Annotated in this window: 18 protein-coding genes and 1 tRNA gene; 12 read left to right on the plus strand and 7 right to left on the minus strand. The window is 68.6% G+C overall.

Annotated elements, in window-relative coordinates:
- Window positions 1-181: 181 nt before the first annotated feature.
- From AC3QLZ_RS16910 to AC3QLZ_RS16925, 4 genes are read left to right on the plus strand one after another with little or no spacing between them, the layout of a single operon-like run.
- The gene (locus AC3QLZ_RS16910; protein ID WP_014237074.1) at window positions 182-2,092 is read left to right on the plus strand and encodes a DUF294 nucleotidyltransferase-like domain-containing protein; all 1,911 of its coding nucleotides are present in this window, start codon (window positions 182-184) and stop codon (window positions 2,090-2,092) included.
- A complete protein-coding gene (locus tag AC3QLZ_RS16915) occupies window positions 2,089-2,802 on the plus strand; it encodes a 3'-5' exonuclease (protein ID WP_014237075.1) in 714 nt (237 codons plus the stop codon). Before AC3QLZ_RS16910 ends, AC3QLZ_RS16915 begins: the two co-directional genes overlap by 4 nt.
- A 13-nt stretch (window positions 2,803-2,815) precedes the next feature.
- On the plus strand, window positions 2,816-4,858 hold the full coding sequence (locus AC3QLZ_RS16920; protein ID WP_014237076.1) for a sodium:solute symporter family protein: 2,043 nt from the start codon (window positions 2,816-2,818) through the stop codon (window positions 4,856-4,858).
- Between the two features lie 43 nt (window positions 4,859-4,901).
- Window positions 4,902-5,168: a DUF4212 domain-containing protein gene (locus AC3QLZ_RS16925; RefSeq protein WP_014237077.1), complete on the plus strand. Its 267-nt coding sequence runs from the start codon at window positions 4,902-4,904 to the stop codon at window positions 5,166-5,168.
- Between the two features lie 21 nt (window positions 5,169-5,189).
- Here the strand turns inward: AC3QLZ_RS16925 and AC3QLZ_RS16930 are convergent, their stop codons facing one another.
- Complete coding sequence (locus tag AC3QLZ_RS16930) at window positions 5,190-5,786, minus strand: tetratricopeptide repeat protein (protein WP_157870612.1); 597 nt, start codon at window positions 5,784-5,786, stop codon at window positions 5,190-5,192.
- Window positions 5,787-5,878: 92 nt separating this feature from the next.
- On the opposite strand from AC3QLZ_RS16930, the gene AC3QLZ_RS16935 reads away from it, so the two are divergent.
- On the plus strand, window positions 5,879-6,172 hold the full coding sequence (locus AC3QLZ_RS16935; protein ID WP_043798035.1) for a hypothetical protein: 294 nt from the start codon (window positions 5,879-5,881) through the stop codon (window positions 6,170-6,172).
- A 60-nt stretch (window positions 6,173-6,232) separates the two neighbouring features.
- Window positions 6,233-6,323: transfer RNA gene (locus AC3QLZ_RS16940), tRNA-Ser, on the plus strand.
- A 72-nt stretch (window positions 6,324-6,395) separates the two neighbouring features.
- On the opposite strand, the gene AC3QLZ_RS16945 is transcribed toward AC3QLZ_RS16940, so the two are convergent.
- Window positions 6,396-7,403: a LysR family transcriptional regulator gene (locus tag AC3QLZ_RS16945; RefSeq protein WP_014237090.1), complete on the minus strand. Its 1,008-nt coding sequence runs from the start codon at window positions 7,401-7,403 to the stop codon at window positions 6,396-6,398.
- 127 nt (window positions 7,404-7,530) lie between these two features.
- Between AC3QLZ_RS16945 and AC3QLZ_RS16950 the strand changes: the two genes are divergently transcribed.
- Genes AC3QLZ_RS16950 through AC3QLZ_RS16965 form a run of 4 tightly spaced genes read left to right on the plus strand, consistent with a single transcriptional unit; the run spans window position 7,531 to window position 14,360 of the window.
- Complete coding sequence (locus tag AC3QLZ_RS16950) at window positions 7,531-8,355, plus strand: alpha/beta hydrolase fold domain-containing protein (RefSeq protein WP_014237091.1); 825 nt, start codon at window positions 7,531-7,533, stop codon at window positions 8,353-8,355.
- 27 nt (window positions 8,356-8,382) lie between these two features.
- Complete coding sequence (locus AC3QLZ_RS16955) at window positions 8,383-9,570, plus strand: efflux RND transporter periplasmic adaptor subunit (protein WP_014237092.1); 1,188 nt, start codon at window positions 8,383-8,385, stop codon at window positions 9,568-9,570.
- Window positions 9,571-9,579: 9 nt separating this feature from the next.
- Complete coding sequence (locus tag AC3QLZ_RS16960) at window positions 9,580-12,777, plus strand: efflux RND transporter permease subunit (RefSeq protein ID WP_014237093.1); 3,198 nt, start codon at window positions 9,580-9,582, stop codon at window positions 12,775-12,777.
- 17 nt (window positions 12,778-12,794) lie between these two features.
- Window positions 12,795-14,360, plus strand: a complete 1,566-nt coding sequence (locus AC3QLZ_RS16965; RefSeq protein WP_014237094.1) for an efflux transporter outer membrane subunit — start codon at window positions 12,795-12,797, stop codon at window positions 14,358-14,360.
- Between the two features lie 100 nt (window positions 14,361-14,460).
- Here AC3QLZ_RS16965 and AC3QLZ_RS16970 read toward each other — a convergent pair whose 3' ends face one another.
- From AC3QLZ_RS16970 to AC3QLZ_RS16985, 4 genes are all read right to left on the minus strand, one after another.
- Complete coding sequence (locus AC3QLZ_RS16970) at window positions 14,461-14,769, minus strand: GIY-YIG nuclease family protein (protein ID WP_287874088.1); 309 nt, start codon at window positions 14,767-14,769, stop codon at window positions 14,461-14,463.
- Between the two features lie 170 nt (window positions 14,770-14,939).
- Window positions 14,940-15,860, minus strand: coding sequence for an alpha/beta fold hydrolase (locus AC3QLZ_RS16975; protein WP_014237096.1), 921 nt, complete (start codon window positions 15,858-15,860; stop codon window positions 14,940-14,942).
- A gap of 79 nt (window positions 15,861-15,939) precedes the next feature.
- On the minus strand, window positions 15,940-16,866 hold the full coding sequence (locus AC3QLZ_RS16980) for a branched-chain amino acid transaminase (RefSeq protein WP_014237097.1): 927 nt from the start codon (window positions 16,864-16,866) through the stop codon (window positions 15,940-15,942).
- Between the two features lie 423 nt (window positions 16,867-17,289).
- The gene (locus AC3QLZ_RS16985; RefSeq protein WP_014237098.1) at window positions 17,290-17,718 is read right to left on the minus strand and encodes an acyl-CoA thioesterase; all 429 of its coding nucleotides are present in this window, start codon (window positions 17,716-17,718) and stop codon (window positions 17,290-17,292) included.
- Window positions 17,719-17,861: 143 nt separating this feature from the next.
- On the opposite strand from AC3QLZ_RS16985, the gene AC3QLZ_RS16990 reads away from it, so the two are divergent.
- Window positions 17,862-20,492 (plus strand): bifunctional diguanylate cyclase/phosphodiesterase, encoded by a 2,631-nt coding sequence (locus AC3QLZ_RS16990; protein ID WP_014237099.1) that lies wholly within the window; start codon window positions 17,862-17,864, stop codon window positions 20,490-20,492.
- Window positions 20,493-20,576: 84 nt separating this feature from the next.
- On the opposite strand, the gene AC3QLZ_RS16995 is transcribed toward AC3QLZ_RS16990, so the two are convergent.
- A complete protein-coding gene (locus AC3QLZ_RS16995) occupies window positions 20,577-21,473 on the minus strand; it encodes a LysR substrate-binding domain-containing protein (RefSeq protein WP_238526298.1) in 897 nt (298 codons plus the stop codon).
- 112 nt (window positions 21,474-21,585) lie between these two features.
- On the opposite strand from AC3QLZ_RS16995, the gene AC3QLZ_RS17000 reads away from it, so the two are divergent.
- The gene (locus tag AC3QLZ_RS17000; RefSeq protein WP_014237101.1) at window positions 21,586-22,452 is read left to right on the plus strand and encodes an AraC family transcriptional regulator; all 867 of its coding nucleotides are present in this window, start codon (window positions 21,586-21,588) and stop codon (window positions 22,450-22,452) included.
- Window positions 22,453-22,467: the final 15 nt, after the last annotated feature.

Genomic DNA, 22,467 nt, shown 5'->3' on the forward strand with positions numbered 1-22,467 from the left:
GGTAAAACAACTGAAATACAGAGGGGCGTGGAGGAGACCACCCAGTCGTGAAGCCGGCATGATCCACCGGCCATCGACACTCTGTACCAAGCGGCAGACTATAAAGACCGCTTTCGGGCCGGCGCGATATTGTTCGCGCCGGCCTCTTCATTTGCTACGTTGCGCAGGGAGAGAATAAAAAATGTCCACAAACGCAACCCAGATGCTGGTGTCCGCCACCATGGAGTTCCTGCGGCGCCATTCGCCCTTCGACCGCATGGAGGGGGATGCCCTGCGTTTCCTCGCCGAGCGCCTCAAGCTCGCCTATTACCACAAGGATGCGGCCATCCTGACTCCGGACATGGGGGCGGCCCGCACCTTCTACATCATCCAGCGGGGCAAGGTGGTGGCGCGCCAGGCCGGCGAGGTCAATGTCACCGAATACAACGCCATGACCCTGGGCCCGGGGGAATGCTTCCCCATCGGCGCCGTCACCGCCCAGCGGGCCTCCACCAACGGCTATACCGCCATCGAGGATGTCTTCTGCTACCAGCTGGCGGCCGACGATTTCTTTGAGCTGATGCGCATGAGCTCGGTGTTCAACCTGTTCTGCACCCAGTACATCGCCAGCCTGCTCAACCAGTCCCGGCAGCAGCTGCAGGTCCAGTTCGCCCAGCGGGCGGCGGAGCAGCAGTCCCTCAACACGCCCCTGTCCCTGCTGGCCAAGCGGGAACCCGTCTCGGTGCAGCCGGAAACGCCCCTGCGCCAGGTGCTGGAGGCCATGGGCCAGCAGCGCCTGGGCTCCATGATCGTCACCGATGCGGAAGGCAAGCCGGTGGGCATCTTCACCCAGAGCGACGTGCTGCACCGGGTGGTGCTGGCCGGCGTGGCCCTGGAGGAGCCCATCAGCAAGGTCATGTCGAAGGACCCCCATACCCTGCAGGACACGGTCTATGCCTACGATGCGGCCCTGGCCATGGCCATGCACGGCATCCGCCACGTGCTGGTGGTGGATGGGGAAGGGCGGCTCAAGGGCGTCATTTCCGAGCGGGACCTGTTCACCCTGCAGCGGGTCGGCCTGCGCCAGATCCGCCAGTCGGTGGAGACGGCGCCGGACCTGGAAACCCTGCTGCAGACCAGCCAGGACGTACGCCAGCTGGCCCTCAACATGCTGGCCCAGGGCGTCGGCGCGGAGCAGGTGACCCAGTTCATCTCCGCCCTCAACGACACCATCACCCGCCGGGTGCTGGAACTGAACCTGGACAAGCACGACCTCTACGGCGTGGACTGGGCCTGGCTCTCCTTCGGCTCGGAAGGCCGGGAGGAGCAGACCTTCAGTACCGATCAGGACAACGGCATCATCTACCTGTGCCCGGACTTCATGGACAAGGAGCAGCTGAAGATGCGGCTGCTGGACTTCGCCCGGGACGTGAACGACGACCTGGACAAGTGCGGCTTCCCCCTCTGCTCCGGCAACATCATGGCCGGCAACCCGGACCTGTGCCTGACCCTGGAGGAGTGGGAGGAAAAGTTCACCAACTGGGTGCGCCATCCCCATCCGGCGGCCCTGCTCAACGCCACCATTTTCTTCGATTTCCGCACCCTCTACGGCAACCCCAGCCTGGGGGAGCGGCTGCGCAAGTGGATGCTGAGCCTGACCACCAGCAACCCGGGCTTCCTCAAGATGATGGCCCACAACGCCCTGCACGTGGAGCCGCCCCTGGGCAAGATCCGGGACTTCGTCACCGATCTGGACCCGGAGCATCCGGGCACCATCGACCTGAAGAAGTACGGCGCCCGCCTGTTCGTGGATATCGCCCGCATCTACGCCCTGGCCGCCGGCATCCACAACAGCAACACGGTGCAGCGCCTGCGCCACAGCGCCAAGCGTCTGGGCATCAGCGGCGAGGAAATGGCCGCCATCATCGACTCCTTCAACTTCATCCAGCTGCTGCGCCTGCGGCATCAGCACCTGGAGACGGAGGCGGGCCAGGCCGGTGACAACCGCATCCATCCGGACAAGCTCAATGAGCTGGACCGGCGCATCCTCAAGGAATCCTTCCGCCAGGTACGCAAGCTGCAGAGCCGCATCAAGATGGACTACCAGGTATGAGCTGGCTGGCCCGTTTCTTCCGCAGCAAGAAGCCGGAGGTGGTGCTCTCGCCCGAGCAGCGGGAGCGCCTGGAACGCTGGCAGCAGCTGCCGGACCCGGACCTCAACCACTCCCATTTCCAGACCCGCTACGTGGTGGTGGACGTGGAGTCCTCCGGCCTCAACATGGTCAAGGACCGGCTCATTTCCATCGGTGCCGTGGCCGTGGTCAATGGCCTCATCGACACTCAGGACGCCTTCGAGGTGATCCTCAAGCAGGAGGTGGTGAGCGACACCGCCAACATCCTGCTGCACGGCATCGGCGGTTCGGCCCAGCGGGAGGGCATGGAGCCGGCGGATGCCCTGCTGCTGTTCCTCGAATACATCGGCAAATGCCCCCTGGTGGCCTACCACGCCATGTTCGATCACTCCATGATCGCCCGGGCCATGGAGAAGTACCTGGGCATCGAGTTCGAGCAGCAATGGCTGGACCTGGCCTGGATCATGCCCGAGCTGTTCCAGGACCGCATCGACACCAATGTGGCCCTGGATGCCTGGCTCAACCTCTTCGGCATCGAGAACATCCAGCGCCACAACGCCGTCTCCGACTGCTACGCCACCGCCAAGCTGCTGCAGGTGGCCATGGCCCGGGCGGCGGAGCGGGGCGCCGAATGCCCGGAGCGGATGATGGAAATCGAGCGGGTCCGCCGCTGGCTGCGGCGCAGCAACTGAGGAGGCAGGCGCCATGCCGACCGCCAAGGGGTTCCGTCAGCAGCTGAAGCGCTACTACCTGCTTTATACGGTCGGCTTCCTGGCCTTCGTCGCGGTCCTCGCCTTCCTCGAGCACCTGGGGCTGCCGCCCCGCTGGATCGGCTACGCCTTCCTCCTGTTCACCATCCTCATCTACGCCACCATCGGCGTCATGAGCCGTACCGCCGATGTCTCCGAGTATTACGTGGCGGGGCGGCGGGTACCGGCCCTGTTCAACGGCATGGCCACCGGGGCCGACTGGATGTCCGCCGCCTCCTTCATCGGCATGGCCGGCACCCTCTACCTGACGGGCTACCAGGGCCTGGCCTACATCATGGGCTGGACCGGCGGCTACGTGCTGGTGGCCCTGTTCCTGGCGCCCTACCTGCGCAAGTTCGGGCAATACACCATCCCCGACTTCCTCGCCGTGCGCTACGGCGGCAATGCGCCCCGCCTGGTGGGCGTGGCGGCGGCCATCATCGCCTCCTTCGTCTACGTGGTGGCCCAGATCTATGGCGTCGGGCTGATCACCAGCCGCTTCGTCAGCCTGCAGTTCGAGATCGGCGTCTTCGTCGGCCTCGCCGGCATCCTGGTGTGCTCCTTCCTCGGTGGCATGCGGGCCGTGACCTGGACCCAGGTGGCCCAGTACGTGATCCTCATCATCGCCTACGTGACGCCGGTGGCCCTGCTGTCCTTCCAGATCACCAGCGTGCCGGTGCCCCAGCTGGTGTACGGGGAAGTGCTGCAGGAAGTGGGCAAGCTGGAGGAAAAGCTGTTCGAGACCCCGGCCGAGCAGGAGGTGCGGGGCCTGTACCGGGAGCGGGCCGACGCCTACTACGAAAAGATCATGCGCCTGCCCGTTTCCCTGGCGGAAGAGCGGCAGCGCCTGACCATGCGCATCAACGCCCTCAAGGAAGAGAACGCCCCCATGCGCGAGGTGGTGGCCCTGGAGCGGCTGCGGCGGGACCTGCCGGCCAACGCGGAGGAGGCGCGGGAGCGCTGGGACGCGGCCATGCACGCCGCCGCCGACCGGGGCGCCATGCCCATCCGCCACGCCGAGGCCTTCCCCGGGCGCAGTGAGGCCGAATCCTCGGCCGCCCGGCTCAACTTCCTCACCCTCATGTTCTGCCTCATGGTGGGCACCGCCGCCTTGCCCCACGTCCTGATGCGCTACTACACCACGCCCACGGTGAAGGAGGCGCGGGAGTCGGTGACCTGGTCCCTCTTCTTCATCCTGCTGCTGTACTTCACCGCCCCGGCCTACGCCGTGTTCGCCAAGTACGAGGTCTATTCGACCCTGATCAACACCCCCATCGCCCACCTGCCGTCCTGGGTGGCGGCCTGGGGCAAGGTGGGGCTGGTGGCCATCGAGGACATCAACCACGACGGCCTGCTGCAACTGGCGGAACTGTCCCTCAACCCGGACGTGATCGTCCTGGCGACGCCGGAAATCGCCGGCCTGCCCTACGTCATCTCCGGCCTGGTGGCGGCCGGCGGCCTGGCGGCGGCCCTGTCCACGGCCGACGGCCTGCTGCTGACCATCGCCGGTTCCCTCTCCCACGACGTCTATTACAAGATCATCCAGCCCCGGGCCTCGACCCAGTGGCGCCTGGTCATTTCCAAGTCCCTGCTGCTGGTGACGGCGGTGCTGGCGGCCACGGTGGCGGCCCAGCGGCCCGCCACCATCCTCTACATGGTGGCCTGGGCCTTTTCCATCGCCGCCGCCGCTTTTTTCCCGGCCCTGGTCATCGGCATCTTCTGGAAGCGGGCCAACCGGGCCGGCGCCGTCTCCGGCATGGTGGTGGGCCTGCTCATCACCGTCTATTACATGGTGCGGGTGCAGTTCGATTCCGTGCCCTGGCTCGGCCTGCGCGGCATCGGCATGGAGCCCTGGTTCGGCATCCAGTCCACCTCGGCCGGCGTCTGGGGCGTGCCGGCGGGCTTCCTCACCATCGTCGTCGTCAGTCTGCTGACCAAGCCGCCCTCCCGGGAGGTGCAGGACTTCGTCGAGCAGGTGCACTATCCGCAACTGCGCTAAGGCCCCGGGGCATTCCGGGGCGCCGCCGCCACAGGGTACAGCCATGCAACTTACAGATCGGCATCGGGAATACTGGCGCAAGAACCTGCGCATGACGGCGCTGCTGCTGGCCATCTGGTTCCTGGTCACCTACGTGGTCAGCTACTTCGCCCGGGAACTCAACGAGTTCACCGTGCTGGGCTTTCCCCTGGGCTTCTACATGGGGGCCCAGGGCTCCCTGGTGGTCTACGTGCTGATCATCTGGTTCTACGCCCGCTACATGAACCGGCTGGACCACCAGTACGGCGTCCATGAAGGGGGGCGCGACTAGCGTCCGCCCGGGCGGGGCGTTTCAGGCCTCCAGGTGGGCCACCAGGGAGAGCAGCTGCGGATGCTCCCCATCCCGCATCAGCTGCCGCGCCAGTCGGGGCTCGAAGGCTGCCAGGCGCCGGGCGATGCGTTCGCTCTCCTGGTGCCGGCCGGCATGGTGGTAGGCCATGCCCAGGTGGTAGTAGGCGATGCCGTTCATGGGCTGCAGCTCCACCGCCTTTTCCAGGGCCGTCGCCGCTGCTTCGTGTTCGCCCAGGGTGGCATGGGCCAGCCCCTTGCCGTACCAGGCCCGGTCCAGTTGAGGATTTAGGTGCAGGGCTGCATGGAAGGCGGCGATGGCCTGCCGGGGCCGGCCCAGCCGGTCCCGCACGTAACCCAGGTTGAAGTGGTGCTCACCACGCTCCGGCGCCAGGGAGGCGGCGCTGGCGTACCAGGCCTCGGCGTCCTCAAGGCGTTCCAGACGGGCGGCAAGATACCCCAGGCAGGCCGCCGTGGCAGCCCCGGGGGTATGGCGGAAAGCCTCCTGGTAGGCGGCGTAGGCCGCCCCATCCCGGCCGAGGAAGTGCAGCAGCCAGCCGTGCAGGCGATAGGACCAGGGGCCAAGCAGCATCGTTTTCATCTCCCGTACCCGGTGCAGCGCTGCGGGCGCGCCTGGCATAAAATTCCGTCAGCCCACGGCATGGCGCCGTGGCCCCTTCAGTGTGAGGACCCATGGTATCCGCCGCTCTCCTGCTTGTCAGCGTTCTGCGCGCCCTGATCGAAGTGGCCGGGCTGTGTCTGCTCGGCCAGGGCGTGCTGGCGCTCCTCGCCGGCAGTCGCCGGGAGGGCAATCCCATCTACCAGATGTTCCGCATCGTCACCCGTCCCGCCCTGCTGCTGATGCGCCGTCTGGCACCCCGGGTGATCCTGGACCGGCACCTGCCCCTGCTGACTTTTTTCGTTCTCTTCTGGCTATGGATCATCCTCGCCTATTTGCGCCAGCTCATCGCCCTGGAAGCAAATTGAGCGATCCGGCGAAAATGTTTTGCGTTATTCAAAAGCTTCGCTATAATGCGCGGCTTCCGCGGAGAGGTGGATGAGTGGTTTAAGTCGCACGCCTGGAAAGCGTGTTCAGGGTAATACCCTGACGGGGGTTCGAATCCCCCCCTCTCCGCCACGGATTACTGCAAAAAGGCCCTCGTTGATCGAGGGCCTTTTTCTTTTTCACCTTCCCCTTTTTGTCCCGTCCTCAGAGCGTGCATTCGGCGCGGTTCTGCTGTTCCAGCATGTCGCGCAGGGTCAGGGTGTCGGGGTGGGTGGGGAAGCTGCATTGGGGGCTGCTTTCCCGTTGGCCGCCGAGGAGGGGGCAGGTGCCGAAGAGGTCGGCGACCCAGTCCACGAAGGCGCGGACCTTGGGCGACAGGTGGCGGTTCTGCAGGTAGGCCACCGAGATGGGCATGGGGCTGGGGGTGAGGTGGGGCAGCACTTCCTTGAGGGCGCCGGATTCCAGGTGGGGCAGGGCCATCAGCAGGGGTAGCTGGATCAGGCCGAAGCCCTGCAGGGCGCAGTCCAGGTAGGCTTCGGCGTCATTGACCGAGACCTTGCCGGCCATTTTCACCGGGGTGAAGACCCCGTCCACGATGAAGTCCCAGTCGATGGTGCGGCCGGTGCGGGTGGAGAAGTAATGTACCGCCTGGTGCTGCTGCAGGTCGTCGATGCTGTGGGGCGTGCCGTAGCGTTCCAGGTAGTCGGGGGCGCCGCAGGTGATGGACTGGAAGGTGCCGATGCGCCGCGCCACCAGGCTCGAATCCTGCAATTCGCCGACCCGGATGACGCAATCCACCGCTTCCCGCACCAGGTCCACGGCCCGGTCCCCCATGCCGATCACCAGTTCCACGTCCGGATAGCGGCTGCTGAAGTCGCACAGGTGGGGAATGAGGATGAGGCGGCCGATGGGCGGCGGCACGTCGATGCGCAGGCGCCCCTTGGGGCCCCGGGCGGCGTCGCGGAAGGAGGCCTCGGTCTCCTCCACCTCCGCCAGGATGCGGGCGCAATGCTCGTAGTAGGCGGCCCCGTCCGGGGTCAGGCTGATGCGGCGGGTGGTGCGGTTGAGCAGGCGCACCTGCAGCAGGGCCTCCAGGTTCTGGATGATGGTGGTGACGGTGGCCCGGGGCAGGCCCAGGGTTTCCGCCGCCCGGGTGAAGCTGTTGGCGTCCACCACCCGGGTAAAGACCTGCATGGCTTGAAAGCGGTCCATGGTGCCGGCTCCTCGATTGTTTGCCGATGATGAATAGTATTGTCGAAATATACATGTTTATCCGGTTGTAGATAACACAGAGAATCGCCCCATTGCCAATTCCGGCAGCCTTGGCTGCCCCCGTGCCATGGATGCGATACCCGGCGCTCCGGCGACCCTCGTCGAAGACTTCACCATTCCCGGCCCCCAAGGGGCCATTCCCGCGCGCCTGTACCGCCCCCGGACAGGCGGCCGGCCTCTGCCCGTCGTGCTCTATTTCCACGGCGGCGGCTTTGTCGGCGGCTGCCTGGACGATGCGGACGTGCCGGCCCGCTTCCTCGCCGCCCGGGTGCCGGCCCTGGTGCTGGCGGTCGGTTATGCCCTGGCGCCCGCCCGGCCTTTCCCGGCGGCGCCGGAAGATGCCCATGCCGCGGCCCTGTGGCTGGCGCAGCAGGCCGCGGCTCTGGGCGGCGATGCCTCGCGCCTGGCGGTGGCGGGGGACGATGCGGGGGGCAATCTGGCTGCCTGCCTCACCCTCATGGCCCGGGACCGCAACGCTCCGGCCATTGCCGCCCAGGTACTGGTGGGGCCCATGCTGGACCCGAGCATGACCCGCCTGGGGGATGGCCAGCGCCTCAATTCCGACCTCAGCGCTGCCGACTGCGCCGCCTGCTACCGCCAGTACCTGCCCCAGCCGCGTCAGCGGCTCCATCCCTATGCCTCGCCCCTGGCCTCGGTGCGCCAGGCCGGCCTGCCGCCGGCTCTGGTGCTTACCGCCGAGTGCGACGTGCTGCACCAGGAGGCGGAGCAGTACGCCGCCGCCCTGATCGAGGCCGGCGTGCCTACCCAGGTGGCCCGTTTCCCCGGCGTCACCCATGCCGCCCTGGCCCGCCATCCGCCGGCCCTGGCCGAGATCGCCCACTTCCTCGGCCACCGCCTTGGTGCCGGGATGGCGGTCGCCCCCAACCAATAAAACCATCCCTTTTCGAGAGGAACTGTCATGCCCCAACTCAAGAAGCGTCTCATCATCGCCGCCGCCCTGGCCGGGCTGGCGGGCCTCGGCGGCACTGCCGCCGTCTTCTATGCCCATGCCGGTGGCGCCCCGGCCATGGCGGCCCCGGCCGCCGCCAGCGTCGAGGTGGCGGAGGTGGCCAGCCGCCCCGTCACCGACTGGCAGTCCTATTCGGGCCGCCTGGAGGCGGTGGAAAGGGTGGAACTGCGGCCCCAGGTGTCCGGCGTGCTGACGGCGGTGCACTTCAAGGACGGCAGCCTGGTGAAAAAGGGCGACCTGCTCTTCAGCATCGACCCCCGGCCCTTCGCCGCCGAGGTGGCCCGGGCCCAGGCCCAGCTGGCCGGTGCCGAGGCGCGGGCCGCCTACACCGGCGCCGACCTGGCCCGGGGCGAACGCCTCCTGGCCGAGAACGCCGTCTCCCGCCGCGATTTCGAGGAAAAGCAGAACGCCGCCCGGGAAGCCGCGGCGACCCTCAAGGCGGCCCAGGCGGCCCTCAAGGTGGCCGAGCTGAACCTGGAATACACCCGCATCACCGCCCCCATCAGCGGCCGCATGTCCCGGGCCGAGGTGACGGTGGGCAACCTGGTGGCGCCGGGCAATGCGGCGCCCCTCACCACCCTGGTCTCCGCCGACAGCATCTACGCCGCCTTCGACGTGGACGAGCAGAGCTATCTGAAATACGTCAGCGGCAGCCAGGGCAAGGGCCTGCCCATCCGCATGGGCCTGGCCGACGAGAGCGGCCATGGCCGGGAAGGGCGCCTGAGTTCCGTGGACAACCGCCTCGACAGCACCTCCGGCACCATCCGCCTGCGGGCCGTCTTCGACAATCCGGACGGGCGGCTGGTGCCCGGCCTCTACGCCCGGGTGCGCCTGGGCAGCGAGGCGCCGCGGGAAGCGGTGCTGGTGGACGAGAAGGCCGTCGGCACCGACCAGGACAAGCGCTTCGTGCTGGTGGTGGACGGCAAGAACCGCACCGCCTATCGGGAGGTGCGCCTGGGAGCGGTGCAGGAAGGCCTGCGGGTGGTGGAGAGCGGCCTCAAGGCCGGCGAGCGCATCGTCGTGAATGGCTTGCAGCGGGTCCGTCCGGGCGACGAAGTGGCGCCCCAGATGGTCTCCATGGGCGGTCGCGAGACGGCCGGCGTGGCCCGGGCGGCGAGCCCGGCGGACAAGGGTTGAGGCGGCGCCATGAATATTTCCAAGTTTTTCATCGACCGCCCCATCTTCGCCGGGGTGCTGTCCATCCTCATCCTCCTGGCCGGGGTGCTGTCCGTCTTCCAGCTGCCCATTTCCGAATACCCGGAAGTGGTGCCGCCCTCGGTGGTGGTGCGGGCCCAGTATCCGGGCGCCAACCCCAAGGTGATCGCCGAGACGGTGGCGGCGCCCCTGGAGGAATCCATCAACGGCGTCGAGAACATGCTGTACATGCAGTCCCAGGCCAATAGCGACGGCAACCTGGCGGTGACGGTGTATTTCAAGCTCGGCATCGATCCGGACAAGGCCCAGCAGCTGGTGCAGAACCGGGTCTCCCAGGCCCTGCCGCGGCTGCCGGAGGACGTGCAGCGCCTGGGCGTGACCACGGTGAAGAGTTCGCCGACCCTGACCCTGGTGGTGCACCTGCTCTCCCCGGACGACCGCTACGACGCCACCTACCTGCGCAACTACGCCGTGCTCAACGTCAAGGACCGGCTGGCCCGGCTCAACGGCGTCGGCGAGGTTTCCATCTGGGGCGCCGGCAACTACGCCATGCGGGTCTGGCTCGATCCCCAGAAGGTGGCCCAGCGCGGCCTCACCGCCGGCGACGTGGTGCGCGCCATCCGCGAGCAGAACGTGCAGGTTGCGGCCGGCGTCATCGGCGCCTCGCCCAATGCGGGGAACGTGCCCCTGCAGTTTTCCGTGAACGCCCAGGGCCGCCTGCAGACGGAGGAGGAATTCCGCGACATCGTGCTCAAGAGCAGCGGCGAGGGCGGCGTCACCCGCCTCGGCGACGTGGCCCGGGTTGAGCTGGACGCGGCCGAATACGGCCTGCGCTCCCTGCTCGACAACAAGCCGGCCATCGGCATGGGCATCATGCAGTCCCCCGGCGCCAACGCCCTGGAAGTCTCCTCCCAGGTACGCGAGGCCATGGCCGAACTGGCCAAGGATTTCCCCGCCTCGGTGGAATACCGCATCGAATACGACCCCACCCAGTTCGTCCGCGCCAGCATCAAGGCCGTGGTGCATACCCTGCTGGAAGCCATCGCCCTGGTGGTGCTGGTGGTCATCGTCTTCCTGCAGACCTGGCGCGCCTCCATCATCCCCTTGCTGGCGGTGCCGGTGTCCATCGTCGGCACCTTCTCCCTGATGCTGGGCTTCGGCTATTCCATCAACGCCCTGTCCCTGTTCGGCATGGTGCTGGCCATCGGCATCGTGGTGGACGACGCCATCGTCGTGGTGGAGAACGTGGAGCGCAACATCGAGGCCGGGCTGACGCCGCGGGAGGCCACCTACCGGGCCATGCGCGAGGTCAGCGGCCCCATCATCGCCATCGCCCTGACCCTGGTGGCGGTGTTCGTGCCCCTGGCCTTCATGACCGGCCTCACCGGCCAGTTCTACAAGCAGTTCGCCATGACCATCGCCATCTCCACGGTGATCTCGGCCTTCAACTCCCTGACCCTGTCGCCGGCCCTGGCGGCCATGCTGCTCAAGGGCCACGGCAGCGAACCGGACTGGCTGACGCGGCAGATGAACCGCTACCTGGGGGGCTTCTTCGCCGGCTTCAACCGCTTCTTCCGCCGCGCTTCGGACAACTACGGCCGCGGCGTCACCGGCGTGCTGGCGCGCAAGGCCTCGGCCATGGGCGTCTATGCGGTGCTGCTGGGCCTCACCGTGGGCCTCTCCTATCTGGTGCCCGGAGGCTTCGTGCCGGCCCAGGACAAGCAGTACCTGATCGGCTTCGCCCAGCTGCCCAACGGCGCCTCCCTCGACCGCACCGAGGCGGTGATCCGCCAGATGGGGGAGATCGCCCTGGCCCAGCCCGGGGTGCAGAGCGCCATCGCCTTTCCCGGCCTTTCCATCAACGGCTTCACCAACAGCTCCAGCGCCGGCATCGTCTTCGCCACCCTGAAGCCCTTCGACGAGCGGCGCGGCAAGGAGCTGTCGGCGGAAGCCATCGCCGGCGCCCTCAACCAGAAGTACGCCGCCATCCAGGAAGCCTTCATCGCCGTCTTCCCGCCGCCGCCGGTGATGGGCCTGGGCACCCTGGGCGGCTTCAAGCTGCAGATCGAAGACCGGGGCGCCCTCGGCTACGCCGAGCTGGACCGGGCGGCCAAGGCCTTCATGGCGGCCGCGTCCAAGGCGCCGGAGCTGGGCCCCATGTTCTCCAGCTACCAGATCAACGTGCCCCAGCTGGACGTGGACCTGGACCGCACCAAGGCCAAGCAGCAGGGCGTCTCCGTCACCGACGTCTTCGACACCATGCAGATCTACCTGGGCTCCCTCTACGTGAACGACTTCAACCGCTTCGGCCGTGTGTATCAGGTGCGGGCCCAGGCCGACGCGCCGTTCCGCTCCCGGCCGGAGGACATCCTGCAGCTGAAGACGCGCAACAACCAGGGCGAGATGGTGCCCCTTTCCTCCCTGGTTAAAGTGAGCACCGGCTTCGGTCCGGAAATGGTGGTGCGCTACAACGGCTTCACCGCGGCCGACATCAACGGCGGCCCGGCTCCCGGCTTCTCCTCGGCCCAGGCCGAGGCGGCGGTGGAGCGGGTGGCCGCCGAGACCCTGCCCCGGGGCGTCAAGTTCGAATGGACCGACCTCACCTACCAGAAGATCCTGGCGGGCAACGCCGGCATCTGGGTCTTCCCCATCAGCCTCCTGCTGGTGTTCCTGGTGCTGGCGGCCCAGTACGAAAGCCTGACCCTGCCCCTGGCGGTGATCCTGATCGTGCCCATGAGCATCCTGGCGGCTCTCACCGGCGTCTGGCTCACCGGTGGCGACAACAACATCTTCACCCAGATCGGCCTGATGGTGCTGGTGGGGCTGGCCTGCAAGAACGCCATCCTCATTGTCGAGTTCGCCCGGGAGCTGGAGCTGCAGGGCAGCACGCCCCTGCGGGCGGCCATCGACGCCAGCCGGCTGCGGCTGCGGCCCATCCTCATGACCTCCATCGCCTTCGTCATGGGCGTGGTGCCCCTGGTGCTGTCCAGCGGTGCCGGTTCCGAAATGCGCCACGCCATGGGCATCGCCGTGTTCTTCGGCATGCTCGGCGTCACCTTCTTCGGCCTCTTCCTGACGCCGGCCTTCTACGTCCTGCTGCGCACCCTGGACAAGCGCCACAAGCTCCATTCCGCGGCCCACCACGAGGCCCCCATCACCGCCGTGCCGTCCCTGGAACAGCCCCGTTGAGACGGCAGGAGAGAACCATGATCCCAAACACAATCCGAATCCCCAGCTTCAAGCCGGCGTTGCCGCTCCTGCTGCTGGCCCTGGCCGGCTGCGCCGTGACGCCTCCCTATCAGCGCCCGGCGGTGGAAACGCCCTCCGCCTTCAAGGAAGCCCCGGCAGAGGGCCAGTGGAAAACCGCCGAGCCGGCGGAGGCCCGGCCCCGGGGCGAGTGGTGGAAGGTCTTCGCCGATCCGGTGCTGGACACCCTGGAAGCCCAGGCTGCCGTCGCCAACCAGGACCTCAAGGCCGGCCTGGCCCGCCTGGCCCAGGCCCGGGCCCTGCAGCAGAACGCCCGCTCGGCCCTCTTTCCCCAGGTCGGGGTCGGCTTCGGCCCCACCCGCCAGCGTCCCTCGCCGGCTTCCCAGGGCCTGCCGGCGGAGGCCGAGACCAGCCCTGCCACTCTGTGGCGGGCCCAGGCCAGCGTTTCCTACGAGGCCGACCTGTTCGGCCGGGTCAGCAGCGGGGTGGCGGCGGCCGGCGCCGATGCGGCCCAGCGCCAGGCCCTGTTCCATTCCCTGCAGCTGGCCATCCAGGCTGACGTGGCCCAGGCCTATTTCTCCCTGCGGGAGCTGGACGCCCTGGCGGCCCTCTACGCCGATACCGTGGCCCTGCGCCAGCAGACCCTGCAACTGTTCCAGCGCCGCTTCGATGCCGGCGACGTGGGCGAGCTGGAACTGGCCCGGGCCCGCACCGAGCTGGCCGGGGCCGAGGCCGAAGCGGTTGGCGTGGAACGCCAGCGGGCCGTGGCCGAACATGCCCTGGCGGTGCTGCTGGGCCAGGCCCCGGCTGCCTTCAGCCTGCCGCCGGCGCCCCTGGGGCGGATAACGGTGCGGGTGCCCGCCGGCCTGCCGTCGGCCCTGCTGGAGCGGCGGCCCGACATCGCCGCCGCCGAGCAGGCCATGGTGGCGGCCAACGCCCGCATCGGCAGCGCCCGGGCCGCTTTCTTCCCACGCCTCAGCCTGACCGGCGCCCTGGGCTACGAATCGTCGGAGCTGGGGGACCTCTTCAAGTGGTCCAGCCGCGCCTTCGTCCTCGGCCCCCTGGTGGGCACCATGCTGTCCCTGCCCATTTTCGACGGCGGCGCCCGCCAGGCCGGGGTGGACCAGGCCACCGCGGTGTTCGACGAGGAGGCGGCCAAGTATCGCCAGAGCGTGCTGCAGGCCTTCAAGGAGGTGGAGGACAACCTGGCCCACCTGCGCCTGCTGGACCGGCAGTCCGCCTCCCAGGACCAGGCGGTGCAGTCCGCCGCCCGGGCCGCCCGGCTGTCCCAGCTGCAATACCGGGAGGGGGCCCTGAGCTACCTCGGTGTTCTCGATGCGGACCGCAGCGTGCTGCAGCAGCGGCGGGCGGCGGTGCAGCTGGACGGGGACCGGGCCCGGGCCACGGTGGCCCTGATCCGGGCCATCGGCGGCAGTTGGGGCGAGGGCGGGAAAGACGGCGTACAGGATGCCGGGAAAGGGGGCGAGGCCGCGCTGGCCCCGGCACTCCCGGCGCCGGCGGAGGCGCCCCTGGCCCGTGTGGAAGGGATGGCGCCGGCGCGTTGAGGCATGGCCGGGAGGCCCGCCGGTGGCGGGTCTCCGGATGCCAATGTCTGGGAGTCAGATGGGGTGCGGCTCCTGGCAGAGGGGCCGTGGTAATGCCCGCTCAGTCCCGCGTGGCGGGCAGGGCGGCGGCGTAGGCCCGTTTGGCCGCCGCCGTCAGGCGCTTGATGCGGTATTCGGCCTTGGAGGCCGTGGAGCGGTCCGGGTGGGCTTCCCAGCCCAGCAGCCGGGCCGGCGGATGGGCCCGGGTGTAGCGGGCGCCCTTGCCCCCGGCGTGGGCGGCGTAACGGGCCGCCACGTCGGTGGTGATGCCGGTGTAGATGCTGCCGTCGGCGCATTCGATGAGATAGAGGAACCAGGGCCGGCCGGCAGCCGGTGCCTCTGCGGGTTCTTCCGGCAACGCATCAGGCAAGGAATCAGGCAAAGAATCAGTCAACGTATCCGGCAACGCTGCCGGCAATGCCGTCGGCGGCCGTTTCGCCCTTTCCTTGCCCGCTGCCTGCGCCGCCTTTTTACGCGGCTTTTTCACTGCTGCTGCCGCCGCTGCCTTGACCATTTCCACCACGATTTTTCGAGCGGCGTTCACGGCTGAAGCGTCGCCCGGGCCGCGGCGGCGGCGATGGCGTCGGCGATGACGGGGGCCAGGGCGGCGGGGAAGTCGTGGCCCATGCCCGGCACCAGGCGCAGTTCGGCGCCGGGAATGTGGGCCGCCACGTCTTCGCCGCAGGCCGGCGGAATGAGGGGGTCGGCGGCGCCGTGCAGCACCACCGTGGGCGCCCGGATGCCGGCCAGCAGGGGGCGCCGGTCGCCGTGGGCGAGGATGGCGGCCATCTGCCGGGCCACGCCCCTGGGGTCGAAGCTGCGCTCGTATTCGGCGGCGAACATGGCCTGCAGCTGTTGCGGGTCTTCCGGGTAGGCCGGGCTGGCGATGGCCTGGTAGCGCTGCAGGGCGTCGGCGACGATGGTGTCCCGCTGCCGTTCCCGGGGCAGGGGGGCGAACAGGGCAGCGGCTGCGGCGGGCGTGGGCGGCGGCAGGGAAGGGTGGCCGCTGCTGGACATGATGCTGGTGAGGGACAGCACCCGCTGCGGATAACGGGCGGCGACGATCTGGGCGATGGCGCCGCCCATGGAGGCGCCGGCGATGTGGGCCCGGGGAATGGCCAGGGCGTCGAGCAGGCCGACGCAGTCGGCTGCCATGTCATCCAGCGTATACGCGGGTTCCAGGGGCATGCCCCGGAGCGCCGCGCCCAGATTGGGCACCGGGGTATGGTCCAGGTGGGTGGACAGCCCCGCATCCCGGTTGTCGAAGCGGATCAGGCGGAAGCCCCGTTGCAGCAGGGCCTCGCACAGGGCCCGGGGCCAGCGGGTGAGGGGCACGCCCAGGCCCATGATGAGCAGCAGGGGCGGCGCCTCGGCCGGGCCTTCGAGCAGCACTTCCAGTTCGATTCCATTGACGGCGAGACGGGGCATGGCGGGCAGGGGCTGGGGATCGGGACGGGGCATACCTTAGCAGATATGCCCCGCCGCAGTCCGCTCCAGGTGCGGCTTCTGGCGTGCTTGCCGGCGAGCACGCCGCGCCGGGTCAGGCGGCGGCCGGCGTCAGCCAATCGGCGTGGGCCTCGTCTTCGCCCCGGACACAGGCGAAGTAGCGCTGCTGCAGCAGGCGCGTTACCGGGCCGGGCTGGCCTGTGCCGATGCTGCGGCGGTCCACCTCCACCACCGGTGTCACCTCGGCGGCAGTGCCGGTGAGGAAGACCTCGTCGGCGCAATAGACCTCGTCCCGGGTGATGCGCTTGGCCCGCAGGGTGAGGCCCGCTTCCCGGGCCAGGACGTGGATGCTGCGGCGGGTGATGCCGTCCAGGGCCGAGGTGGTTTCCGGCTCCAGCAGTTCACCGTCCCGCACCAGGAACAGGTTTTCCCCCGAGCCTTCGGCCACGTAGCCTTCCGTGTCCAGCAGCAGGGCCTCGTCGTAGCCGTCGCGGCGGGCTTCCCGCACCGCCAGGATGGAGTTGCTGTAGGTGGAGATGGCCTTGGCCCGGCACATCTGCACATTGGGGTGGTGCCGGGCGTAGGAGGAGATGCGCACCCGGATGCCCTGCTCCAGGGCGTCGCCGCCCAGGTAGGCACCCCAGGGCCAGGCCGCCACCATGACGTGGGTTTGGGCCCCGGCCGGGTCCACCCCCACCTTCTCCGGTCCGAGAAAGACCAGGGGGCGGATGTAGGCGCTGTCGAGGCCGTTGCGGCTCACCGCCTCGCGGCAGACCTGGGCCAGCTCTGCCCGCGACCAGGGCAGGTCGATGGCCAGGATGTGGGCCGAATCGGCGAGGCGGCGCAGGTGTTCTTCCAGGCGGAAGATGGCCGGCCCCCGGGGCGTGGCGTAGGCCCGGATGCCTTCGAAGCAGCCGTAGCCGTAGTGCAGGGTGTGACTGAGGACGTGCACTTTGGCGTCGCGCCAGGGCAGCCAGTGGCCGTCGAGCCAGATGAAACCGTCGCGGTTTTCCATGGACATGGGAGTTCCTCCAATACGTCGTGTGGGCAGAGCGTGGGTAAATGCCGCCCCTGCCGGCGGCAGGGGCGGCAAAGCCCGCCCGGGGGTGGGGGCGGCGCGAGTGTCCGGACGTGGATGGAACGGCGGGGCGCTTGCCCGCCGCCGCCCGGTGGGGCGACGGTGGCACAGCGGATACAGCGGTAGGACAAGGATGGGGGAGGGCCGGACCCGGCTCAAACGAAACGAGGCGGGTTGGGATGAATTTATTTCACCTGGATTGAGTGCCGGGGGCGGCGACTTCCGTGGGCCGGGTGAGGGCCGGCATGGCGCGGCACCACGGCCGACCGTGGCGCCGGCGCTGGCCTGGCCGCAGCGCTGGTCATGGCAATGCCGGGCGCGAAAGGAGAGGCGGAGAGGGCGGCGCCCGTGGCTACACCCTGGGCCTCAGGCGGCGCCGACCCGCTCCAGGAAGCCTTGGGGCACCCGGGTCACCTTGCGCGGGCCGTAGTCGAAGAAGACGATGCCGGTCTTGCCCCGGGCCACTTCCCGGCCGCTTTCCTTGTCGCTCATGCGCCACAGCAGGTCGCAGCCGTACTTGTTGAAATCCGCCGGCGCCATTTCCACCACCATGGTCTCGCCGTGGAAGGCTTCGGCCTTGTACTGCAGGGCCGCGTCCACCACCACGATGCCCACGCCTTCCACGTCCAGCTCGGTGTAGCCGAGGGACTTGAAGAAGCGCACCCGGGCTTCCGACACCAGGGTCAGCAGCAGGGCGTTGTCCAGGTGGCCGCCGTAATTGATGTGGCCGATGTAGAGGGGAATCTCGGTGGCAAAGGCAAAGCGTTCGGGCAGTTCGATCTGGATGCGGGCCATGGTCGGGGTCGGGAGTGAGTGGCTGACTGCCGGATGCTAACCCAAGGCGGCGGCGGGACAAATCGCCGCAGGTCCGGATGGCTGCCAAGCCCGCGCCATTTGTTTGCTAACATCCCGTACGTGATCATCTGCATGGCGTACGCATGTCAGCCAAACGGCCCAAGCTTTACCTCGTCTTCTTCATCCTGGCCGTCCTCGGCACGGTGGTGCCAGCCGCCTTCCTGCTCGGCTCGGCCTATTACAGCGAACACCGCCAGGCCGCCCAGGATGCGCGCAATGTCTCCGGCGTGCTGGAGGCCCGTCTCGAGGCCACCCTGCGCCGCATCGAGTCCAACCTGGGGGAACTGGTGGCCGACCTGCCGCGCCAGGCCCTGCATCCCAAGGCCTTTTCCCGCTACGGCGAAGCCATGCAGCGGCAGTTGGCCATGCGGGCCAGCCATTTTCCGGAGATCGTCGGCCTGCGCATCATCGATGCGGAAGGCAATGTGCTCTATGCCTCGGATGTCACCCGGCCCCGGGTGAATGTGGCGGACCGCAGCTACTTCCAGGCCCTGCGCCGGGAGCCCCAGACCCGCCTGTTTTTCTCCGAAGTGGCGGTGGGGCGCATTTCCGGCCGTACCCAGCTGGTGGTCGCCATGCCCATCCGCCGGGCCGACGGCAGCTTCGCCGGGGTGGCGATGGCGCCCCTGGACATGCGCTATTTCCAGCAACTCTTCGACGCCATCGACCTGGGGCCCCGGGGGGTGATCACCTTCCGCCGCTCCGACGACGGCCGCCTGGTGCTGCGCCGGCCCGAGCGGCCGGGCACGGTAAACCAGACCCTGAGCAACAATCCCATGCACCTGCGGGTGGAGGCCGGCGAGCGGGAGGGCGTCATCAGCTACCGGGCCGCCCTCGACCAGATGGAGCGGGTATACGCCTTCAAGCGCATCGGCGACTTTCCCTTCTACGTGGCGGTGGGCATCGCCGCCAAGGATTTCCTGGCGCCCTGGTACCTGACCCTGGGCATTACCAGTGGCGTCGAGCTGATTTTCCTCGCCGGCCTGGGGCTGCTGCTGTGGCGCCTGGACCGGGCGGAGCGGCGCCGGGCCGCGGCCAGCCAGGCCCTGGCCAGCAGTGAGCGGCGTTTCCAGCAACTGCTCGATTCCGCCGGCGAGGGCATCTGCGGCCTGGACCGGCAAGGCCGGCTGACCTTCGCCAACCCGGCAGCCCGGCGCCTGCTGGGCTTCGGGGAGGAACTGCCCCGGGGCGATTTCCTGCAGCAGGTGCACGCCGACGATGCGGGTGCCGCCCTGCGCACCTGCCTGGAGGAGGACCGCTCGGTGCACAGCGACGACGCGCTGTTCGCCCGGGCCGACGGCAGCCGTTTCCCGGTGCAGTACGACCTCTATCCCCTGGCCCAGGAGGCGGGCGTGGCCCAGGGCGCGGTGCTGCTCTTTGCCGACATCGCCGAGCGCAAACGCCACGCCGACCAGATCGAATACCTGGCCCACCACGACGCCCTCACCGGCCTGCCCAACCGGCTCCTGGCCGAGGACCGCTTCAACCAGGCCCTTGCCGCCGCCAGCCGCCGCGGCGAACAGGTGGCCCTGCTCTTCCTCGACCTGGACGGCTTCAAGACCATCAACGACTCCCTCGGCCACGAGGTGGGGGACAAGGTGCTGCGGGCCGTGGCCGACCGCCTGCGCAGCCACCTGCGGGAGAGCGACACGGTGAGCCGCTTCGGCGGCGACGAGTTCCTGGTGATCATGCCCGGGCTGCAGCAGGTGGAAGTGATCTACCCGGTGATCGGCAAGCTGCTGGCCTGTCTGGAACAACCCCTGGCCCTGGAGCACTACCAGCTGTCCACTTCCGTTTCCATCGGTGTTGCCGTCTTCCCCCACGACGGACGGGACTTCACCACCCTGATGCAGAAGGCCGACACGGCCATGTACCACGCCAAGGACGCGGGCCGGAACACCTACCGCCTCTTCGACGAGGCCATGAACCTGCACGCCCAGGAGACCCTGCGCCTGCGCAACAACTTCCAGCGCGGCCTGGACGGTGACGAGTTCGTGCTGCACCTGCAACCCCAGGTGGTGGGGGCCGAGGCCCTGGTGCGCTGGCAGGACGGCAGCCGGCTGATTGCCCCGGCCCATTTCATCCCGGTGGCCGAGAGCAGCGGCTTCATCGTGCCCCTGGGCCAGTGGGTGCTGCGGGAATCCTGTCGCCTGGCGGCCCGCTGGCAGCGGGAGCTGGGACGGGAGGTGACCATCGCCGTGAACATTTCCGCCATCCAGTTCAAGCGCGGCGACCTGGAGCGCACCGTGGCCGAGGCCCTGGCCGAGAGCGGCCTGCCGCCCCATCTGCTGGAGCTGGAGCTGACCGAGAGCACCCTGCTCAACCAGACCGAATCCGTGCTGTCCACCCTGCGCACCCTGCGGGACCAGGGGGTGCGCCTGTCCATCGACGACTTCGGCACCGGCTATTCCAGTCTGGCCTACCTGAAGCGCCTGGCGGTGAACAAGCTGAAGATCGACCAGTCCTTCGTGCGCAACCTGGACGGCGATGCGGAGGATGCTGCCATCGTTCGCGCCATCATCGAAATGGCCCACCGCCTCAACCTGCGCACCGTGGCCGAAGGGGTGGAAACGGTGGAGGTGCTGCAGAGCCTCCGCCGCTTCGCCTGCGACGAGGCCCAGGGCTACTACTTCGCCCGGCCCCTGCCGGTGGATGAGTTCGAGCGCTTCCTGGCCAGCTGGCCGGGGCTGCTGCCGGGGCGCATGGCCTACTGAGCCGGGCGGGAGTTCGCCGTCGGCGAGTCGACCTTACTGTTGGGGCACGGCGGACGGCCGCCCGCTGCCCTCCGGCGAGATGCCCTAGGTGGCCTTGGCGGAGCGCACCAGCCAGCGGATGAAGTCCATGGCGCCCCGCTTCTCCTGCACTGCCGGCGGCGCCACCACGTAGAAGCTGCGGTCCGGGCAGTCTGCCGCGAAGGGGCGGCTGAGGCGGCCCTCGGCCAGGTAGGGGGCAGCCAGGGTCTCCGCCATGAGGGCCACGCCGTGGCCTGCCACCGCCGCTTCCAGCATCAGCAGGGCGTCCTCGTAGAGCGGGCCCTCCTTGGGCTCGGCATGCTTGACCCCGGCGGCGGCAAACCAGCGCTGCCAGGAGAGCAGGGGGTGACGCAGCAGGCGCACCCTGTCCAGATCCGATGGAGTCTGCAGCTGGGCCGCCAGGGCCGGGCTGCAGACGGGGAAGACCCGCTCCTCGAACAGCTTCCAGGCCAGCAGCCCGGGCCATTCCTCCTCGCCGTAGCGCAGGCCGATGTCGGCCTCGCCGGCCAGCAGGGGAGCCAGGCTGGTGGCGGTGCCCAGGCTGAATTCCGTTTCCGGGTGCTGCTGCTGCCAGGCCGCCACCCGGCTCACCAGCCACTTGCTGCCCAGGGCCGGGGCGGCGGAAATGCGCAGGCGGGTTTTCTCCGGTGCCCGCAGTTCGGCGCTGGCCTCGTCCAGGCGCAGCAGGGTGTCCCGCACCACGGCCAGGTAGCGGCGGCCGGCGGCGGTGAGGGCGATGGCCCGGTGCCGCCGCTCGAACAGACTCTGGCCCAGGTGTTCTTCCAGCAGGCGGATGCGGTGGCTTACCGCCGAGGGCGTCAGGTGCAGGGCTTCGGCGGCGGCGAGGAAACTGCCCAGGCGGGCGGCAGCCTCGAAGGCGGGCAGGGTGTGCAGGGGCGGCAGGTCGTGCATGGCGGCGGCGGGTCGGAATCCAGCCTGCATTGTGACCCGGCAGCCGGCGGTGAAGCCAGCTTGCCGGGATACATTGAGCAATTACGGTCAGGATTTGTTGCGCCCCTTCGCCCATAGTGCGTGCTGCGAACAGGAGAAACTGATGAACGACGACCGAATCAGCCGCTACGCGGCGCGCTTCGACAAGGTGCTGGCCTATATCGAGGCCCACCTGGACGAGCCGTTGACGGCGGAGCGCCTGAGCCGGGTCGCCCATTTCTCCCGTTTCCACTTCGATCGGCAATTCGCCGATTTTCTCGGCACCAGTGCGACCCGCTATCTCCTGCTGCTGCGGCTGCGACGGGCTTCCTTCAAGCTCGCCTTCCAGCCCCGGATCCGGATCATCGACATCGCCCTGGAGGCCGGCTTTGAAAACCCGGAATCCTTTTCCCGCGCCTTCCGCCACATCTTCGGCCAGTCGCCCAGCCAGTTCCGGCGGCAGCCCGACTGGCAAGGCTGGAGCGAGCGCTACCGGTTCCGGCTACCCGAAAGGAATGCCACCGTGCAGGTTGAAATTGTAGAAATTGAAAGCACCCTGATTGCCGCCCTGGAACACCTGGGCCCCGCCGAGAAGGTCAACGACTCGGTTGCCCGCTTCATCGACTGGCGCAAGTCCACCGGCCTCTCGCCCAAGGACAGCAGCCGCACCTTCGGCATCGCCTACGACAACCCGGACACCACCGAGCCGTCCCGTTTCCGCTTCGACATCGCCGGCGAAGTCCAGGCCCAGGTGCCGCCCAATGCCCAGGGCGTCGTCACCAAGGAAATCCCCTGCGGCCGCTGCGCCCGGGTGCGCCACCTGGGCTCCCACATGCGCATCGGCGAGAGCATCTATCCCCTCTACCGCAACTGGCTGCCGGGCAGCGGCGAGGAACTGCGGGACTTCCCCCTGTTCTTCCACTACCTCAACCTGCTGCCGGATACGCCGGAGAATGAGTTGGTGACGGATATCTATTTGCCGCTGAAGTAAGTCGTCCGGTCGGAC

This window comes from Azospira sp. MPR-LB4 (assembly GCF_058809525.1).

What these genes read in the sequence shown, in the direction of transcription:
- AC3QLZ_RS16910 (WP_014237074.1), top strand. Translation starts at nt 182, where the DNA reads ATGTCCACAAACGCAACCCAGATGCTGGTGTCCGCCACCATGGAGTTC.
- AC3QLZ_RS16915 (WP_014237075.1), top strand. Translation starts at nt 2,089, where the DNA reads ATGAGCTGGCTGGCCCGTTTCTTCCGCAGCAAGAAGCCGGAGGTGGTG.
- AC3QLZ_RS16920 (WP_014237076.1), top strand. Translation starts at nt 2,816, where the DNA reads ATGCCGACCGCCAAGGGGTTCCGTCAGCAGCTGAAGCGCTACTACCTG.
- AC3QLZ_RS16925 (WP_014237077.1), top strand. Translation starts at nt 4,902, where the DNA reads ATGCAACTTACAGATCGGCATCGGGAATACTGGCGCAAGAACCTGCGC.
- AC3QLZ_RS16930 (WP_157870612.1), bottom strand. Translation starts at nt 5,786, where the DNA reads ATGAAAACGATGCTGCTTGGCCCCTGGTCCTATCGCCTGCACGGCTGG.
- AC3QLZ_RS16935 (WP_043798035.1), top strand. Translation starts at nt 5,879, where the DNA reads ATGGTATCCGCCGCTCTCCTGCTTGTCAGCGTTCTGCGCGCCCTGATC.
- AC3QLZ_RS16945 (WP_014237090.1), bottom strand. Translation starts at nt 7,403, where the DNA reads ATGGACCGCTTTCAAGCCATGCAGGTCTTTACCCGGGTGGTGGACGCC.
- AC3QLZ_RS16950 (WP_014237091.1), top strand. Translation starts at nt 7,531, where the DNA reads ATGGATGCGATACCCGGCGCTCCGGCGACCCTCGTCGAAGACTTCACC.
- AC3QLZ_RS16955 (WP_014237092.1), top strand. Translation starts at nt 8,383, where the DNA reads ATGCCCCAACTCAAGAAGCGTCTCATCATCGCCGCCGCCCTGGCCGGG.
- AC3QLZ_RS16960 (WP_014237093.1), top strand. Translation starts at nt 9,580, where the DNA reads ATGAATATTTCCAAGTTTTTCATCGACCGCCCCATCTTCGCCGGGGTG.
- AC3QLZ_RS16965 (WP_014237094.1), top strand. Translation starts at nt 12,795, where the DNA reads ATGATCCCAAACACAATCCGAATCCCCAGCTTCAAGCCGGCGTTGCCG.
- AC3QLZ_RS16975 (WP_014237096.1), bottom strand. Translation starts at nt 15,860, where the DNA reads ATGCCCCGTCCCGATCCCCAGCCCCTGCCCGCCATGCCCCGTCTCGCC.
- AC3QLZ_RS16980 (WP_014237097.1), bottom strand. Translation starts at nt 16,866, where the DNA reads ATGTCCATGGAAAACCGCGACGGTTTCATCTGGCTCGACGGCCACTGG.
- AC3QLZ_RS16985 (WP_014237098.1), bottom strand. Translation starts at nt 17,718, where the DNA reads ATGGCCCGCATCCAGATCGAACTGCCCGAACGCTTTGCCTTTGCCACC.
- AC3QLZ_RS16990 (WP_014237099.1), top strand. Translation starts at nt 17,862, where the DNA reads ATGTCAGCCAAACGGCCCAAGCTTTACCTCGTCTTCTTCATCCTGGCC.
- AC3QLZ_RS16995 (WP_238526298.1), bottom strand. Translation starts at nt 21,473, where the DNA reads ATGCAGGCTGGATTCCGACCCGCCGCCGCCATGCACGACCTGCCGCCC.
- AC3QLZ_RS17000 (WP_014237101.1), top strand. Translation starts at nt 21,586, where the DNA reads ATGAACGACGACCGAATCAGCCGCTACGCGGCGCGCTTCGACAAGGTG.